Below are 16,675 nucleotides of genomic sequence, written 5' to 3'. Positions count from 1 at the left end.
TGGCAGCTGCACATTTGTTCGTGTGCTCACGCGCGGTGGGATCTTAACCCTTGGTACCACCCGAAGGTGACACCCCGGACCGCTCTCGGCGGAGCGTCAGGCGACCCTCGAGCCATCCAGGTGGAGCGGACCCGGGGACAGTGGTGCCCGGGGTCGATGGCGCGCTTGCGCATCTCGGCTCGCTGCGCGCAGGTCTTCGAGGAGGGCCGGCGGGCGATGGTCGAGCCGGCCCGGGTGGTCGAGGTGCTGCGGCGCGGTGAACGGCGGCCCGCGGAGACCGCCCGATGAGCGGCCCGGACACGAGTAGCGCACGGTCCGGAAACGAGTGAGGCCCACCTCGCTCGACGGCGAAGTGGGCCCAGGTCCCGCCTGATCCGAAATGATCAGATCATCTGCAAATGTGTGTCCGAGGGGGGACTTGAACCCCCACGCCCGATAAAGGGCACTAGCACCTCAAGCTAGCGCGTCTGCCATTCCGCCACCCGGACTGGGTGTGTGCCGCGGGGCTTCGGTTCGTCCGTTCCCGTGGCGACAGAGAGAACACTATCAGGCTTTTGGAGTGGCTCCGCACCGGATCGGCTGCGCTGACCTGGGCAGTCCTGCGGGGGCGGCGGTGGTGGGGCGGGAGGATGAACGGTCCTGCGTCGGTGGGGTTGGGGAAGGTGGGCAGGAGTGGAGGGGAAGTGGTCATGGTCGGTCGGAAACGGTCCGGCGGGGACAAGTTCCTTGACCACGCCCAGGGAGTCGGGCGGCTCTCCTAGCCTCGGTGATGAAGGGGAGCCCTGAACGGAACGCCCCGTTCCCGGATGGTCGGCCTGGTTGCCCGGATGGTGGTCCGGGGGCGGCCGGGGTCGGCCGGAGCCGGCGACGCCTCCCGAGGCCCGGACGAAGGGTGGCAGGACGTGGAGCGGACCAGCATGACTACGCCGGCGACCAGGGCGGCGGCCGGCGTAGCGGGGGCGGCCGGGGCGACCGCGGTGGTGACCGACGCCGTCGAGGTGGGGCGGGTGGCCGACGGGGCGTGGCGGATCGTGGCGGGGGCGCGGGAGTCGTCGGTGCCGCGGGTCAGGCACGCGGTGCGCGACCTGTTGCGGGCGCGCGGGCTGGCGGGGGAGCGGTACGAGGACCTGACCGACGGGCTGCTGCTGATCGTCTCCGAGCTGGTCACCAACGCGGTCACGCATGCCGCCGTGCTCTCACCGCGGGTGACCACCGAGCTGGTGATCGGCGGCGGGTGGGTGCGGGTCGCGGTGGAGGACGGGCACCCCTACTGTCCGAAGGCCGTGCAGAGTGACGCCGACCAGACCGGCGGGCGTGGGCTGATGCTGGTGAAGAGCATCGCGCTGGCGGCGGGCGGCGCCTGCGACGTGGAGCAGACCGGGGACGGGGGGAAGGTGATCTGGGCCGCCCTCCCCCTGCCCCTTCCGCAGCCGGGACCCCTTCCGCACCCCGGACCCCTGCTGCAGCCGGGCCCGGTCCCGCAGCCGGGCCCCCTCCCGCGGACGCCCGCCCGCTCGCTGCCGGCGGAGCGGGCGGAACCCGCCGCTGCCGCGCCGGCTACCAGGCCGGTCCGGCGATCTCCCGGATCCCCGGCAGCGCCGCCTCGAACACGGTGGTGAACCAGACCGAGAACGGCTTCTCCTCCTGGAGCTCCTTCAGCTCCTGGGCGGTCACGAAGCGGGTGTCCTCGACCTCCTCCGGGTCGGGCCGCAGCTCGTCGGTGACCAGGCCGACGAAGAGGTGGTTCCACTCCCGCTCGATCAGGCCGGAGGCCTCGTCGGGCAGGTCGTAGCGGACGGTGCCGGCGGCGCAGAGCAGGGCGGGGGCGGCGCCGAGCTCCTCCGCGGTGCGGCGGGCGGCGGCCACGAAGGGCTGCTCGCCGGGGTAGGGGTGGCCGCAGCAGGTGTTGGACCAGACGCCGGGGGAGTGGTACTTGCCGAGGGCCCGGCGCTGCAGCAGCATCCGGCCCTGGCGGTCGAAGAGGAAGACCGAGAAGGCCCGGTGCAGGTGGCCCGGCTGCTGGTGGGCCCAGTGCTTCTCGGCGGTGCCGATGGTGACGCCCTCGTCGTCCACCAGCTCGAGCATGATCTGGGCGGAGGACGCGGCGGGGGCCGGCTCGGCGGCAAGGCTGGTCGATCGACTCTCGGACATAGCGCCTCTCTCGGCAGGGGGACCGGCGCCGCCACCCGGGTGCGTCACCCGGGTGAGCCCCCCCGGTCCAGCGGACGGCAGCACGCCCCCGTCGCGCGTGGTGCCGAGGCGCGTACGAAGGGGCGTCGGCTGCCCAGTCTGCCGCATGGCCGCGGCGCCCGGACGGATTCGACGCACCCGCCCCGGGAACACCGGCGTGAACACACGAACGAGCGCCCCGGCGTCGCACGGCTGTCCATTTCAGCATCAGATATCGAACACCGATTCGGCACGAGTCGGACAAGTCCGGCACCACCGCCACACCGCCGCTGCACCACTGCGCACCACTGCGCGCCACCACGCCACGGCTGCGCCACCTCCGCAGCACGACTGCCGCACGCCGCCACCACGACTGCGTCACACCCCCGGCACCACGACCCCACACCCACCGGGCGGCCACCCGCCACCCGCCCCCGCCCCCCGGGGTCGGCGTTCGGGCTGGTCGCGCCGGTCGCCTACCATCGCTTACGACACGGTGCACCGCCGAGCGGCGGGACCGGGGCGTCGTTCCGCGGGCGGGCGCATGCGGGTGCGGACTGTGCGGCAGCAGGGCACCTGTGCGGCCGCGGGGCAGGACCGCAGCCCAAGGGTGCCCCACCGTGGATCGGTACGGGGGAACCCCAGGGCAGCCGCGCACCCGCACGACGACCACAGGGAGACCCTGCATGATCGGCCTCGTTCTGGCGGCCGGAGCCGGCCGCCGGCTGCGCCCGTACACCGACACGCTGCCCAAGGCCCTGGTGCCCGTGGACGGCGAGAAGACCGTGCTGGACCTCACGCTCGGCAACTTCGCCGAGGTCGGCCTGCGCGAGGCCGCGATCGTGGTCGGCTACCGCAAGGAGGCGGTCCACGAGCGCCAGGAGGCCCTGGAGCAGAAGTACGGCGTCAAGCTGACCCTGGTCGAGAACGACAAGGCCGAGGAGTGGAACAACGCCTACTCCCTCTGGTGCGCCCGTGACCTGTTCACCGAGGGCCTGCTGCTGGCCAACGGCGACACCGTGCACCCGGCCTCGGTGCAGCGCACCATGCTGGACGGCAACGACCGGCTGATCGCCGAGGGGCGGGCCCCGGGCATCCTGCTCGCGCTGGACGCCGTGAAGCAGCTGGCCGACGAGGAGATGAAGGTCGTCGTCGACCCGGTCAAGGGCATGCAAAAGATCACCAAGCTGATGGACCCGGCCGACGCGACCGGCGAGTACATCGGCGTGACCGTGATCAACCCGAGCGCCGCCGCCGACCTGGCCGACGCGCTGCGCACCACCTTCGAGCGCGACCCGCAGCTGTACTACGAGGACGGCTACCAGGAGATGGTCAACCGCGGCTGCCGGATCGACGTGCAGCCGATCGGCGAGGTCTCCTGGGTCGAGGTCGACAACCACGACGACCTGGCGAAGGCGCGGGAGATCGCGTGCCAGTACTGACCCGGCTGATCCCCTCGCCGGTCTTCGTCGAGGTCCGCCGGGGAGCCCTGGACTCGCTCGCGGACATCCTGGCCGACCAGCGGCTGTCCACCGCGGGCCGGATGGCGGTGGCGATCAGCAACGGCTCCGGCGCCCGGCTGCGCGAGCGGCTGGCGCCGGCACTGCCGGGCGCCGACTGGTTCGAGGCCGGCGACGGCACCCTGGACGGTGCGGTGCGGCTGGCCGACGCGGTCAAGGCCGGGCACTACGACGTCCTGGTGGCCCTGGGCGGCGGTAAGATCATCGACGCCGCCAAGTACGCCGCTGCGCGGGTCGGGCTGCCGGTCGTCGCCGTCGCCACCAACCTGGCGCACGACGGCATCTGCTCGCCCGTCTCGACCCTCGACAACGACGCGGGGCGGGGCTCCTACGGGGTGCCCGCGCCGATCGGCGTCGTGGTCGACCTGGACGTGGTCCGCCAGGCCCCGCAGCGCTTCGTGGCGGCCGGGATCGGCGACGTCCTGTCCAACATCTCCGCCTGTGCCGACTGGGAGCTCTCCCAGCGCGTCACCGGCGAGAAGGTGGACGGACTGGCGGTGGCGATGGCCCGTTCCGCGGGCGAGAACCTGCTGCGGCACCCGGGCCTCCTGGAAGACCCGGACCTGTTGTCGACGCTCACCGAAGCACTGGTACTGTCCGGCATCGCGATGAGCATCGCCGGCAGCACCCGGCCTTCCTCGGGGGCCTGCCACGAGATCTCGCACGCCTTGGACGTGCTGCATCCCAAACGGTCCGCCCAGCACGGCGAGCAAGTCGGCCTCGGGGCCGCCTTCGCGAGCTTCCTACGGGGGGAGCTGGAGCTGACCGGCCTGATCACCGATCGCCTGCGGGCCCACGGCCTGCCGGTGACCGCCGATCAGATCGGGTTCACCGAGGCGGAGTTCACCGAAGCGGTGCACTACGCTCCGAACACCCGACCGGGTCGTTTCACCATCCTCGAACACCTCGATCTCTCCCCCTCCGCGATCAGGGACGCGTACGCCGACTATGTCCAAGCCGTCAACAGCTGAGGTCCCGGCCACCGGGCGCCCGGACTCCTCCGCCGCCGCCTTCCGGCTCGGCGCGGTGATCATCACCATGGGCAACCGCCCGGCCGAACTCAACGCGCTGATCGACTCGGTGCTGGCGCAGCAGGGCCCGGCCGTCGAACTGGCCGTGGTCGGCAACGGCGCCCCGCTGCCGCCGCTGCCCGCCGGCGTGCGCGCCGTGGAGCTGCCGGAGAACCTGGGCATCCCGGGCGGCCGCAACGTCGGCATCGAGCTGTTCGGGCCGGACGGCCGCGACGTGGACGCGGTGCTCTTCCTGGACGACGACGGCTCGCTGCCGCGGACCGACTCGGCCCGGTTGCTCCGCGAGGCCTTCACCGCCGACCCGGGCCTGGGCATCGTGAGCTTCCGGATCGCCGACCCGCAGACCGGCGTCACCCAGCGGCGCCACGTGCCGCGGCTGCGCGCCGCCGACCCGCTGCGCTCCTCCCGGGTCACCACCTTCCTCGGCGGCGCCAGCGCGGTCCGCTCGACGGTCTTCGAGCAGGCCGGGCAGCTGCCCGCCGACTTCTTCTACGCCCACGAGGAGACCGACCTCGCGTGGCGGGCGCTGGACGCCGGGTGGTCGATCGACTACCGGGCGGACATCGTGCTGCACCACCCCACCACCTCGCCGGCCCGGCACGCCGCCTACTTCCACAACGTGGCGCGCAACCGGGTCTGGCTGGCCCGGCGGAACCTCCCGGCCCCGCTGGTGCCTCTCTACCTCTGCACCTGGACGCTGCTCACCCTGGCCCGCCGCCCCGCACGGGAGGCACGCAAGGCCTGGTGGGGCGGTTTCCGGGCCGGCTGGCGCACACCGTGCGGTGAGCGGCGGCCGATGCGGTGGCGTACTGTATGGCGATTGACCAGGTTGGGCAGACCGCCGGTCATCTGATCACCCGGGCAGCGGACACCACCCGCGGCCCGGCCCCCCGTGATCCGCATGAATCTTCGGCGGGACCCGCTCCCGCCGCCGAGAGCCCGGCGACTGCCCCCGGCCAGCAGCCGGACTTCCGATCCCGTGAAGGACGAATGTGTCGACAGTGAGTGAACCGATCAACCTCTCCCTACCCGGGGGTGTTGACACCGGGCTGACCCCCAAGCAGCTCGCCGACAAGTACGGCTTGAGCGTCAGCGGCGCCAGGCCAGGGCTCCTCGCGTACACCAAGCAGCTCTGGGGGCGTCGACACTTCATCGTCGCGTTCGCCACGGCCCGCCTGGTGGCGCAGTACACCACGGCGAAGATGGGCCAGGTGTGGCAGGTCGTCACGCCGCTGCTCAACTGTGCGGTGTTCTACCTGGTCTTCGGCCTCATCCTGAGCGGCAACTCGGTGCCGAAGTACATCCCGTGGCTCTGCGTCGGGGTGTTCATCTTCCAGTTCATCCAGAGCGCCATCCAGTCCGGCACCGGGGCGATCTCCTACAACCTGGGCCTGATCCGGGCGCTGCACTTCCCGCGCGCCTGCATGCCGATCGCCTTCACCGTGATCCAGCTGCAGCAGCTGCTGATCTCGATGGTCGTGCTGGTCGTGATCGTGCTCAGCAACGGCCTGATGCCGGGGATCACCTGGTTCCAGGTGCTCCCGGCGATGTTCCTGCTGTCGCTGTTCAACACCGGCCTGGCCCTGATCATGGCCCGGATCGGTGCCAAGACCAGTGACGTCTCGCAGCTGATGCCGTTCGTGCTGCGGACCTGGATGTACCTGTCCGGCGTGATGTACAGCATCGCGGACCGCGTCCACAGGTGGCCGCACTGGGTGCAGATCGTCGCCCAGGCCAACCCGGCCTCGGTGTACATGGAGCTGTTCCGGCACGCGATGATCCCCAGCATCTACAGCCGCAAGCACTACGGGGGCAACGCCGAGAAGCTGCCGCCGCACGTCTGGGAGATGGCGCTCGGCTGGGCCGTCGTCGCCTTCGTGATCGGCTACGTTTTCTTCTGGAAGGCTGAGGAGGAGTACGGCCGTGGCTGATGTGGCAACCAAGACCGAGACCGACGAGAGCACCCGCGACGCCCGGGCGATCGAGGCGGCCAAGCAGACGCGGGTCCCCACCGTGGTCGTCGACGACGTGCACATCGTCTACAAGGTGCACGGCGCCTCGGCCGGCAAGGGCAGCGCCACCTCGGCGCTGAGCCGGCTGATCGCCCGCAAGAAGTCCCCGGCGATCACCGAGGTGCACGCGGTGCGCGGGGTCAGCTTCACCGCCTACAAGGGTGAGGCGGTCGGCCTGATCGGGTCCAACGGCTCGGGCAAGTCGACCCTGCTCTCCGCCATCGCCGGCCTGCTGCCGACCGAGAAGGGCGGCATCTACACCAACGGCCAGCCCTCGCTGCTCGGGGTGAACGCGGCGCTGATGGACGACCTGACCGGCGAGCGCAACGTGGTGCTCGGCTGCCTGGCGATGGGCATGAGCCCGGCCCAGGTGAAGGAGCGCTACCAGCAGATCGTCGACTTCTCGGGCATCAACGAGAAGGGCGAGTTCATCAACCTGCCGATGCGCACGTACTCCTCGGGCATGGCGGCCCGCCTGCGGTTCTCCATCGCGGCGGCCAAGACCCACGACGTGCTGCTCATCGACGAGGCGCTGTCCACCGGTGACCAGGCCTTCCAGCGCCGCAGCGAGGACCGGATCCGCGAGCTGCGCAAGGAGGCCGGTACGGTCTTCCTGGTCAGCCACAACAACAACGCGATCCGGGACACCTGCGAGCGGACCATCTGGATCGAGACCGGCAAGCTGATCATGGACGGTCCCACCGACGAGGTGGTCGGCATGTACGAGCGCGGCGAGCGCCCGTAGTACCGCCCCCGGCGCAGCGGTCCGAAGGCCGCTCGACTCCGATCCGGTCGGAGTCGAGCGGCCTTCTGCTGCGCGGGGGACTTCACCGTGGGTGACAGCCGGCGGGCGCCGGCTCACGGCGAGTGCCCACTGGGCTCGCTGGAAGGTTTTGTGACTCAACTGTTGTAAAGCTCATAGTCTCCCGCGGGCGGCTGGAGCGCCGCTCGACGGCGGCTGTAGGGCGGGTATCCGTGGGGCCGAAACGACGTGCGGGGCGAGGGGTGGTTGTGTTTGTCTACGGTTCGGGCTGCCGCGTGGCGGCCCCGATGGCATCCTTGGTGCCGGTGATCAAGCAGGCGGTAACGACCCGACCGGCGCACGTCAGCACAGTGCGCTCCCGCGTGTGCGCCGGGAGGGTGAGCAGGGTCGGCGCGCCGGGGGGTGGTCTTTTCGGCGGGTCGCCGGAGGTGAAAGGGTTGGGGCCCGGGAGCGGCCCGGCCTGCGCGGGGAAAGCGTGTCCGAGTCGGGTCCATGGTCAACACCGGTGTAGAACGGGGGAGTGACGGCAGTGACGACTTGGGCGCAGTCCTCGGCAGCAGCGGGGGGCGGCGGCGCGGCGCAGCCCGACCCGGGGGAGACGCTCGGCAAGGCGGCCCGGGAGAACTTCCCCGTCGCGCCCGGCTTCCTGCCCGCCGCCTGGCGTGACGACCTGATGGCCGTCTACGGCTACGCCCGGCTGGTCGACGACGCCGGCGACGGCGACCTGGCCGACCCGGCCGGCACCGCCGCGCTGCTCGGCGCGCCCGCGCACACCGGTGACGAGACGGCCTTCCGGCTGGGCCTGCTGGACGCGCTCGAACGCGACCTGGACCGCGCCTTCGAAGCCGCCCTCGCGCAGCCCGCGGACAGCTCGCCCGGCGAACCGCCCCGCCACCCGCTGCTCGGCGCGCTGGTGCCGCTGATCGGCCGGCACGCGGTCACCCCCGAGCCGTTCCGCCGGTTGATCGAGGCCAACCGGGTGGACCAGACCACCACCCGCTACCGGACCTTCGAGGACCTGGTCGGCTACTGCACGCTCTCCGCCGACCCGGTCGGCCGCCTGGTGCTCGCGCTCGCCGACGTCGCGACGCCGGAGCGGATCGAGCGCTCGGACGCGATCTGCACCGCGCTGCAGGTGATCGAACACCTCCAGGACGTGGCCGAGGACCACGCCCGCGGCCGGATCTACCTGCCCACCGAGGACCTCGCCCGGTTCGGCGTCGAGGAGGTCGCGCTGGGCGCCGCCACGGCGGATGGGCAGGTGCGCGAACTGATCGCCTTCGAGGCGGCCCGGGCGCGGACCCTGCTCGATCACGGCGCGCCGCTGGTGGGTACGGTTCGGGGAAGGCTTCGACTCCTCCTGGCGGGATTCACCGCGGGCGGGTACGCGGCCCTGGCGGCCATCGAGGGCGCCGGGTACGACGTGCTGGCCCACCAGGCGAAGCCCGACAAGCGCCGCCTCGCGCTGAAGGCGGCGGCCATCTTCGCGAAGGGAAGGTGAACGCCCGAGTGGCGGCATCACCACTGGCGTCGGCACCGGTCATGGCGGCGTACCGCTACTGCGAGGCGGTCACCGCCCTGCAGGCGCGCAACTTCAGCTACGGGATCAGACTGCTCCCGGAGCCGAAGCGGCTGGCCATGTCCGCGCTGTACGCGCTCGCCCGCCGGGTCGACGACATCGGCGACGGCGAGCTGTCGGCCGAGCGCAAGCAGGAGCAGCTGCTCGCCACCCGCGCCCTGCTGGACGAGATCCGGGCCGGCGAGGTCGCGGAGGAGGACACCGACCCGATCAAGGTCGCGCTGGCGGACGCCGCCCGGCGCTTCCCGGTGCCGCTGGACGCCTTCGACGAGCTGATCGACGGCGTCGAGATGGACCTGCGCGGCGAGGAGTACCGCACCTTCGAGGACCTCAAGGTGTACTGCCGCTGCGTGGCCGGCTCGATCGGCCGGCTCTCGCTGGGCGTCTACGGCTGCTCGGACCCCAAGCGCGGCGCCGAGTACGCGGACACCCTGGGCCTGGCCCTGCAGCTCACCAACATCCTGCGGGACCTGCGGGAGGACGCGGTCAACGGCCGCACCTACCTGCCCGCCGAGGACCTGGCCCGGTTCGGCTGCGAGCAGGGCTTCGCCGCCCCGGCCCCGCCGGCGGGCGCGGACTTCACCGGTCTGGTGGCCTTCGAGGCCCGGCGGGCCCAGGGCTACTTCGAGGAGGGCCTGCGGCTGCTGCCGATGCTGGACCGCCGCAGCCGGGCCTGCACCGCGGCCATGGCGGGCATCTACCACCGGCTGCTGGGGCGGATCGCCGCCGAGCCGGAGTCGGTGCTGCGCGGCCGGGTCTCGCTGCCCGGCTGGGAGAAGGCCTACGTCGCGCTCTCCGGCCTGGCCGGAGGACGTTCTTGAACCCCTCCCCGTCACCGGTCGGCCCGCCCCACGCTCGGCGGGCCGACCCGTCACGGGTCGGTGCCGGCCTGCGGGTCGCTGCCGGCCTGTGGGTCGGCGCTGCGTCACCGACCGGCGACGGGGAATCACCGCAGGGGCCGGCCACGTTGTGGCGTAGGTCACCGGTGGGACGGGCGGTACGGGCGCGACGGGAGCATCGGGAGTACACGGAGAGGTTCGGGGCAGGTCTGGTGGGCAGGGTTGGCACGTCGAGTGACGGGGAGGTGCGATGAGCGGGCACACCGAGGAGACGGCGCGGCGCACGGCGGTGGTGGTCGGCGGCGGGTTGGCCGGTCTGACCGCCGCGCTCCGGCTGGCCGAGGCCGACTACCGGGTCACCCTGCTGGAGGCCCGGCCCCGGCTGGGCGGGCTGGCGTTCTCCTTCCGCCGCGGCGAGCTCACCGTGGACAACGGCCAGCACGTCTTCCTGCGCTGCTGCACCGCCTACCGCGGGCTGATCGAGCGCCTCGGCGCGGGTGACCGGGTCGAGGTGCAGCCGCGCCTGGAGGTCCCGGTCCTCGCGGTGCGCGGCGACCGGCACCGCCTGGGCCGGCTCTCCCGCGCCGAGCTGCCGGTGCCGCTGCACCTGGCCGCCTCGCTGGCCGGCTACCCGCACCTGTCGCCGCTGGACCGGCTGCGGGTGGTGCGCGGCGCCCTCGCGCTGCAGCGGCTGGACCTCGCCGACCCGGCGCTGGACCGGATCTCCTTCGGTGCCTGGCTGCGCGCCCACGGGCAGAGCGAGCGCACCCTGGCCGCGCTCTGGGACCTGGTCGGGGTGGCCACCCTGAACGCCACGGCCGACGAGGTCTCGCTCGCGCTGGCCGCGATGGTCTTCAAGACCGGCCTGCTCACCGACCCCGGCGCCAGTGACATCGGCACCGCCGCCGTCCCGCTCGGCGCGCTGCACCACGACGCGGCCCAGCAGGAGCTGGCCGCGGCCGGGGTCGCGGTGCGGCTGCGGACCAAGGCGGTGGAGCTGAAGTCGGTCTCGGCGACCCCCGGCGGGTCGGCCCGGCCGCACGCGGTGCTGCTGGAGGGCGGCGAGCAGCTCAGCGCCGACGTGGTGGTGCTCGCCGGCGCCCAGGACGCGGCCGCCGCGCTGCTGCCGCCGGACGCGATCGCCGACCAGCACCGGCTGACCGAGCTCGGCTACGCGCCCATCCTCAACGTGCACGTGGTCTACGACCGCAAGGTGCTGCGCCGCCCGTTCTTCGCCGCACTGGACTCGCCGGTCCAGTGGGTCTTCGACCGCACCCCGCACTCCGGCCTGGCCGCCACCCGGCCCGGCGCCCAGTACCTGGCGCTCTCCCAGTCCGCGGTGCGGGACGAGATCGACCTGCCGGTCTCCGAGCTGCGCGCCCGCTACCTGCCGGAGCTGGAGCGCCTGCTGCCGGCCGCCCGCGGTGCCGAGGTGCTCGACTTCTTCGTCACCCGCGAGCGCACCGCCACCTTCGACCCCGCCCCGGGCACCGCGCCGCTCCGTCCGGCGGCCGCGACCCGGATCCCCGGCCTGCTGCTGGCCGGCTCGTGGACCGCCACCGGCTGGCCCGCGACCATGGAGAGCGCCGTCCGCAGCGGTCACGCCGCCGCCGACGCCGCCCTGCGCGCCACCGGCGCCCGCGTCCCGGTGGACCGCGGCGACGGGCGGTGGCCGCGATGAGACCACCGCAGCGCAACGACCGCTCCCCGTCCGTCCCCGAGCGTCCCCAGGCCGACCGTCCCCCGGCCAGTCCCGCCAGCACCGAACCCAGCACACCGGCCCACGGAGAGGGAACACACGTGGAGGCACGCCCGAGTACGGCCGCGGGAGCGACGGCCCAGGCCGAGCCCGTCTCGGTACCGGAGCTGCTGGCCAGAGGCCGCACGCTCTGCACCCCGCCGCTGCGCGCGGCGATCGCCCGGTTGGCCCCACCGATGGACGCGGTGGCGGCCTACCACTTCGGCTGGACCGACCGGGCCGGCAACCCGACCGCCGGCGACAGCGGCAAGGCGGTGCGCCCGGCGCTCGCCCTGCTCTCGGCGGAGGCCGCGGGCGCCGACGCGAGCGCCGGTGTCCCCGGTGGCGTGGCCGTTGAGCTGGTGCACAACTTTTCCCTCCTGCATGATGATCTGATGGACGGTGACGAGACCCGCAGGCACCGGGCCACCGCCTGGACCGTCTTCGGTCCGGCCCAGGCGATCCTGGTCGGCGACGCGCTGGCCACCCTCGGCACCGAGGTCCTGCTGGAGGCCGGGCGCAGCGGCGCCACCACCCAGACCGACGCCGCCCGCGCCGTCCGGCTGCTCACCACCGCGACCCGCAAGCTGATCGACGGTCAGGCCCAGGACCTCTCCTTCGAGCACCGCGACGCCGTCACGGTCGAGGAGTGCCTGGTGATGGAGGGGAACAAGACCGGCGCCCTGCTGGCCGCGGCCGCCGCCGTCGGCGCGGTGCTGGCCGGTGCCGACGACCGCACCGCCGACGCCCTGGAGCGCTACGGCCACCACCTCGGCCTGGCCTTCCAGGCGGTGGACGACCTGCTCGGCATCTGGGGCGCCACCGAGGTCACCGGCAAGCCGCACTGGGGCGACCTGCGCCAGCGCAAGAAGTCGCTGCCGGTCGCCGCCGCGCTGGCCGAGGGCGGCGCCGCCTCCCGCCGGCTGGCCGAGCTGCTCGCCGACCCGCGGGGCCGTGGCGAGGAGTCCGAGGAGGTGCTGGCCGGCCGGGCCGCACTGATCGAGCAGGCCGGCGGCCGGGCCTGGACCCAGGACGAGGCCCGCCGCCAGCACACCACCGCCCTCGCCGCGCTGGACGAGGTCGCGATGTCCCATGAGGTGCGCGAGCGGTTCGTCGCCCTCGCCGAGTTCGTCGTGGTACGAGAGAGGTGACATCAAGTTGACAGCAACCGCGGACGGCCGGCTCGACCCTGAGTACGATTCCGAGCCGGTCGCGGTGGACGAGCGGCCGGCGGCAGCTGCCGACGGCCCGTGGCAACTCGCCGGCGAGGGCACGGCCACCCTCGGGGTACCGCTCGCCGAGCCCGGCGCACACGCCGGACCGGGTGCACCGGCCGGACCCGAACCCCTGGACCTCGCCTCGCTGGGCCGCCCGGAGCTGGAGGCGAGCCTGCGCCGGGCGACCGAGCACCTGCTCGCCCTGCAGGACGACGAGGGCTGGTGGAAGGGCGACCTGGAGACCAACGTCACCATGGACGCCGAGGACCTCTTACTGCGCCAGTTCCTGGGCATCAGAACCGTGGAGCAGACCGCGGCCACCGCCGAGTGGATCCGCTCGCAACAACGCGCGGACGGCACCTGGGGAACCTTCCACGGCGGCCCGCCGGAACTGTCCACCACCGTCGAGGCCTACGTCGCACTGCGCCTGGCGGGCGACCCGGTGGACGCGCCGCACATGCGCGCCGCCGCCGAGTACGTGCGCGAGCAGGGCGGCATCGCGGCGTCCCGGGTCTTCACCCGGATCTGGCTCGCCCTCTTCGGCTGGTGGCCGTGGGAGCGTTTGCCCGAGATGCCCCCCGAGATCATGTTCCTGCCCAAGTGGCTGCCACTGAACATCTACGCCTTCGGCTGCTGGGCCCGGCAGACCATCGTGCCGCTCACCGTGGTCTCCGCCCACCGTCCGGTGCGGCCCGCGCCCTTCGCGCTGACCGAGCTGCACACCGACCCGGACAACCCCTTCCCGCTGCGCCCGCTCGCCCCGCCCGCCAGCTGGGACGGCCTCTTCGAGCGGCTGGACCTGGTGCTGCACGCCTACCACAAGCGGGCCGTGCGCCCGCTGCGCCGGCTCGCGCTCACCCAGGCCGGCCGCTGGATCGTCGAGCGCCAGGAGGCGGACGGCTGCTGGGGCGGGATCCAACCGCCCGCCGTCTACTCGCTGATCGCCCTGCACCTGCTCGGCTACGAGCTGGACCACCCGGTGATGCAGGCCGGCCTGGCCGCCTTCGAACGCTTCACGGTGCACACCCAGGACGGCAAGCGCTGGCTGGAGGCCTGCCAGTCCCCGGTCTGGGACACCTGCCTGGCCACCATCGCGCTGGTCGACGCCGGGCTGCCGGCCGACCACCCCGCGGTGGTCAAGGCCACCGACTGGATGCTCGGCGAGGAGATCACCACCCGGGGCGACTGGTCGGTGCAGCGCCCCCAGCTGGCGCCCGGCGGCTGGGCCTTCGAGTTCCACAACGACACCTACCCCGACATCGACGACACCGCCGAGGTGGTGCTGGCGCTGCGCCGGGTGCGCCACCCCGAGCCGGAGCGGGTGGCCGGCGCGGTGCACCGCGGGGTGGAGTGGAACCTCGGCATGCAGTCCAAGAACGGTGCCTGGGGCGCCTTCGACGTGGACAACACCAGCACGCTGCCGAACAAGCTGCCGTTCTGCGACTTCGGCGAGGTGGTCGACCCGCCGTCGGCCGACGTCACCGCCCACGTGGTGGAGATGCTGGCCGAGGTCGGCAAGGCGGACGACCCGCGCACCCGGCGCGGGGTGGAGTGGCTGCTGCGCAACCAGGAGGCCGAGGGCTCCTGGTTCGGCCGCTGGGGCACCAACTACATCTACGGCACCGGCTCGGTGCTGCCCGCCCTGGTGGCCGCCGGGGTGCCGGAGTCGGACCCGTCGATCCGGCGCGCGGTGCGCTGGCTGGAGGAGCGGCAGAACCCGGACGGCGGCTGGGGCGAGGACATGCGCTCCTACGACGACCCGGCCACCTGGTCCGGTCGCGGCGAGTCCACCGCCTCGCAGACCGCCTGGGCGCTGATGGCGCTGCTGGCGGCCGGCGAGGGCCCCGACGGGCGGTACGCCCCGGCGCCCGGCCAGGGCAGCGCGGCGGTCGAGCTCGGGGTGCGCTGGCTGGCGGCCACCCAGTTGGCCGAGGGCAGTTGGGACGAGCCGCAGTTCACCGGGACCGGGTTCCCGTGGGACTTCTCGATCAACTACCACCTCTACCGGCTGGTCTTCCCGGTCACCGCGCTCGGCCGCTACCTGTACGGCAACCCGCTGCTCGGGAGGTCGACATGACCGCCCCCCTGCTCGCGCTCTGCGCGCTGCGCCCCGAGGAGTGGGCGCTGCGCGGCGGCGACTGGGCGAACGCGCTCGGCGGCCCGCCGGTGCTGGCGCGCACCGGGATGGGCCCGGCCCGGGCCGGGCAGGCCGTCAGCACCCTGCTGGCGGCCGCCCCACAGGGCTACGGCGCGGTGCTGATGACCGGATTCTGCGCCGCTCTCGCCCCGGGAACAAGTCCCGGGGAGGTGGTTGTTGCCGACAGCGTGCACTGCGCCTCGGGCCGTTCGCTGACGACCGATCTTCCGGCGGTACTCGCCGGGAAGCTGACCGGTCTGGGCCTGCCGGTGCGCACCGGCCCGCTCTTCACCGCCGACCGGGTGGTGCGCGGCCACCAGCGCCGGATGCTGCACCGCCGCGGCCTGCTCGCGGTGGACATGGAGTCCGCCGCGGTCTTCGACCGGCTGCCCGCCGGACTGCCGGTGGCGGCGGTCCGGGTGGTGGTCGACACCCCCGAGCGCGAACTGCTCCGACCGGGCACCCTGCCGGCCGGCCTGCGCGCGTTCCGCGTCCTGCGGGCCCTGGTGCCCGCCCTGCTCGGCTGGCACCGCGAGGTGGTCGGGGCGGCGCGCCCCGGCCCCGACCCGGCACAGCCCGCTCTGCCCCCGTTGACCCACCCTTCCCTGCCGATACTCCCTCAGGAGGCGAGCTAGCCATGGCCATGCCGTTGCGCCAGACCTTGCGGGTCAGTTCCTACCTCTTGCAGCAGAAGTTGATCAAGCGGCGGGAGAAGTTCCCGCTCATCGTCGAGCTGGAGCCGCTCTTCGCCTGCAACCTCGCCTGCGAGGGCTGCGGCAAGATCCAGCACCCGGCCGGCGTGCTCAAGCAGCGGATGCCGGTCGCCCAGGCGGTCGGTGCCGTGCTGGAGTCCGGTGCCCCGATGGTCTCCATCGCGGGTGGCGAGCCGTTGATGCACCCGCAGATCGACGAGATCGTGCGCCAGCTGGTCGAACGGCGCAAGTACGTCTTCCTGTGCACAAACGCGCTCCTGCTGCGCAAGAAGCTGGACAAGTTCACTCCTTCGCCGTACTTCACCTTCACCGTTCACATCGACGGGCTGCGCGAGCGGCACGATGAGTCGGTCGCCAAGGAGGGGACGTTCGACGAGGCGGTGGCCGCCATCAAGGAGGCCAAGCGGCGGGGCTTCCGGGTGACGACGAACAGCACGTTCTTCAACACGGACACCCCGCAGACGATCATCGAGGTGCTGGACTACCTCAATGACGACCTGAAGGTCGACGAGATGATGATCTCGCCGGCCTACGCCTACGAGAAGGCCCCCGACCAGGAGCACTTCCTGGGCGTCGAACAGACCCGCGAGCTCTTCCGCAAGGCCTTCGCCGGCGGCAACCGACGCCGCTGGCGGCTGAACCACAGCCCGCTCTTCCTGGACTTCCTGGAGGGCAAGGTCGACTTCGAGTGCACCGCCTGGGGCATCCCCAACTACTCGCTCTTCGGGTGGCAGCGCCCCTGCTACCTGATGTCCGACGGGTACGTGCCCACCTACCGCGAGCTGATCGAGAAGACCGACTGGTCCAAGTACGGCCGCGGCAAGGACCCGAGGTGCGAGAACTGCATGGCGCACTGCGGCTACGAGCCGACGGCGGTGCTGGCCACCATGGGCTCGCTCAAGGAGTCGCTGCGGGCGGCGCGGGAGACCGTGGGCGGCACCCGCTGAGGCGGCGGGC

General features: G+C 72.8%; 15 protein-coding genes and 1 tRNA gene. 14 read left to right on the top strand and 2 right to left on the bottom strand.

Features of this window, described 5'->3' with window-relative positions:
- Positions 1–156 precede the first annotated feature (156 nt).
- Positions 157–288, top strand: a complete 132-nt coding sequence (locus ACQRUO_RS05395) for a hypothetical protein (protein WP_428314552.1) — start codon at positions 157–159, stop codon at positions 286–288.
- Between the two features lie 115 nt (positions 289–403).
- On the opposite strand, the gene ACQRUO_RS05390 is transcribed toward ACQRUO_RS05395, so the two are convergent.
- A tRNA-Leu gene (locus tag ACQRUO_RS05390) sits at positions 404–488 on the bottom strand.
- Between the two features lie 429 nt (positions 489–917).
- On the opposite strand from ACQRUO_RS05390, the gene ACQRUO_RS05385 reads away from it, so the two are divergent.
- Positions 918–1,619, top strand: a complete 702-nt coding sequence (locus tag ACQRUO_RS05385; protein WP_428314551.1) for an ATP-binding protein — start codon at positions 918–920, stop codon at positions 1,617–1,619.
- Here ACQRUO_RS05385 and idi read toward each other — a convergent pair.
- Positions 1,558–2,151, bottom strand: a complete 594-nt coding sequence (gene idi, locus ACQRUO_RS05380) for an isopentenyl-diphosphate Delta-isomerase (RefSeq protein WP_428314550.1) — start codon at positions 2,149–2,151, stop codon at positions 1,558–1,560. The genes ACQRUO_RS05385 and idi overlap by 62 nt on opposite strands.
- Before the next feature lie 704 nt (positions 2,152–2,855).
- Between idi and ACQRUO_RS05375 the strand changes: the two genes are divergently transcribed.
- From ACQRUO_RS05375 to hpnH, 12 genes are all read left to right on the top strand, one after another.
- Positions 2,856–3,611 (top strand): sugar phosphate nucleotidyltransferase, encoded by a 756-nt coding sequence (locus tag ACQRUO_RS05375; protein ID WP_428314549.1) that lies wholly within the window; start codon positions 2,856–2,858, stop codon positions 3,609–3,611.
- Positions 3,599–4,660, top strand: coding sequence for an iron-containing alcohol dehydrogenase family protein (locus ACQRUO_RS05370; RefSeq protein ID WP_428314548.1), 1,062 nt, complete (start codon positions 3,599–3,601; stop codon positions 4,658–4,660). Before ACQRUO_RS05375 ends, ACQRUO_RS05370 begins: the two co-directional genes overlap by 13 nt.
- A 67-nt stretch (positions 4,661–4,727) precedes the next feature.
- Positions 4,728–5,573: a glycosyltransferase family 2 protein gene (locus tag ACQRUO_RS05365; protein ID WP_428314585.1), complete on the top strand. Its 846-nt coding sequence runs from the start codon at positions 4,728–4,730 to the stop codon at positions 5,571–5,573.
- Positions 5,574–5,712: 139 nt separating this feature from the next.
- Positions 5,713–6,651 (top strand): ABC transporter permease, encoded by a 939-nt coding sequence (locus tag ACQRUO_RS05360; protein ID WP_428314547.1) that lies wholly within the window; start codon positions 5,713–5,715, stop codon positions 6,649–6,651.
- A 49-nt stretch (positions 6,652–6,700) separates the two neighbouring features.
- The gene (locus ACQRUO_RS05355) at positions 6,701–7,477 is read left to right on the top strand and encodes an ABC transporter ATP-binding protein (RefSeq protein ID WP_428314584.1); all 777 of its coding nucleotides are present in this window, start codon (positions 6,701–6,703) and stop codon (positions 7,475–7,477) included.
- Positions 7,478–8,024: 547 nt separating this feature from the next.
- Positions 8,025–8,996 carry a squalene synthase HpnC gene (hpnC, locus tag ACQRUO_RS05350; protein WP_428314546.1) on the top strand — a complete coding sequence of 324 codons (972 nt, stop codon included), beginning with the start codon at positions 8,025–8,027 and terminating at the stop codon, positions 8,994–8,996.
- Positions 8,997–9,037: 41 nt separating this feature from the next.
- Positions 9,038–9,895, top strand: a complete 858-nt coding sequence (gene hpnD, locus ACQRUO_RS05345) for a presqualene diphosphate synthase HpnD (protein ID WP_428314583.1) — start codon at positions 9,038–9,040, stop codon at positions 9,893–9,895.
- Between the two features lie 268 nt (positions 9,896–10,163).
- Positions 10,164–11,594 (top strand): hydroxysqualene dehydroxylase HpnE, encoded by a 1,431-nt coding sequence (gene hpnE, locus ACQRUO_RS05340; RefSeq protein ID WP_428314545.1) that lies wholly within the window; start codon positions 10,164–10,166, stop codon positions 11,592–11,594.
- Between the two features lie 119 nt (positions 11,595–11,713).
- Positions 11,714–12,802, top strand: coding sequence for a polyprenyl synthetase family protein (locus ACQRUO_RS05335; RefSeq protein WP_428314544.1), 1,089 nt, complete (start codon positions 11,714–11,716; stop codon positions 12,800–12,802).
- Between the two features lie 196 nt (positions 12,803–12,998).
- Entirely contained in the window at positions 12,999–14,945 is a 1,947-nt protein-coding gene (shc, locus tag ACQRUO_RS05330; protein WP_428314582.1) for a squalene--hopene cyclase, read from the top strand.
- The gene (locus ACQRUO_RS05325; protein ID WP_428314543.1) at positions 14,942–15,640 is read left to right on the top strand and encodes a 1-hydroxy-2-methyl-2-butenyl 4-diphosphate reductase; all 699 of its coding nucleotides are present in this window, start codon (positions 14,942–14,944) and stop codon (positions 15,638–15,640) included. Before shc ends, ACQRUO_RS05325 begins: the two co-directional genes overlap by 4 nt.
- Before the next feature lie 2 nt (positions 15,641–15,642).
- The gene (gene hpnH / locus ACQRUO_RS05320; protein ID WP_428314542.1) at positions 15,643–16,665 is read left to right on the top strand and encodes an adenosyl-hopene transferase HpnH; all 1,023 of its coding nucleotides are present in this window, start codon (positions 15,643–15,645) and stop codon (positions 16,663–16,665) included.
- Positions 16,666–16,675 lie beyond the last annotated feature (10 nt).

This window comes from Kitasatospora sp. LaBMicrA B282 (assembly GCF_050325825.1).
Lineage (GTDB): Bacteria > Actinomycetota > Actinomycetes > Streptomycetales > Streptomycetaceae > Kitasatospora.
The sequence above is the reverse complement of the archived record's forward strand: the minus strand, read 5'-3'. Positions and strand labels throughout refer to the sequence as shown.

Excerpts from the sequence above, each read along its gene's own strand:
- ACQRUO_RS05385 (WP_428314551.1), top strand. The coding sequence starts at position 918 with ATGACTACGCCGGCGACCAGGGCGGCGGCCGGCGTAGCGGGGGCGGCC.
- ACQRUO_RS05375 (WP_428314549.1), top strand. The coding sequence starts at position 2,856 with ATGATCGGCCTCGTTCTGGCGGCCGGAGCCGGCCGCCGGCTGCGCCCG.
- ACQRUO_RS05365 (WP_428314585.1), top strand. The coding sequence starts at position 4,728 with ATGGGCAACCGCCCGGCCGAACTCAACGCGCTGATCGACTCGGTGCTG.
- ACQRUO_RS05395 (WP_428314552.1), top strand. The coding sequence starts at position 157 with ATGGCGCGCTTGCGCATCTCGGCTCGCTGCGCGCAGGTCTTCGAGGAG.
- hpnE (WP_428314545.1), top strand. The coding sequence starts at position 10,164 with ATGAGCGGGCACACCGAGGAGACGGCGCGGCGCACGGCGGTGGTGGTC.
- hpnH (WP_428314542.1), top strand. The coding sequence starts at position 15,643 with ATGGCCATGCCGTTGCGCCAGACCTTGCGGGTCAGTTCCTACCTCTTG.
- hpnD (WP_428314583.1), top strand. The coding sequence starts at position 9,038 with ATGGCGGCGTACCGCTACTGCGAGGCGGTCACCGCCCTGCAGGCGCGC.
- ACQRUO_RS05325 (WP_428314543.1), top strand. The coding sequence starts at position 14,942 with ATGACCGCCCCCCTGCTCGCGCTCTGCGCGCTGCGCCCCGAGGAGTGG.
- idi (WP_428314550.1), bottom strand. The coding sequence starts at position 2,151 with ATGTCCGAGAGTCGATCGACCAGCCTTGCCGCCGAGCCGGCCCCCGCC.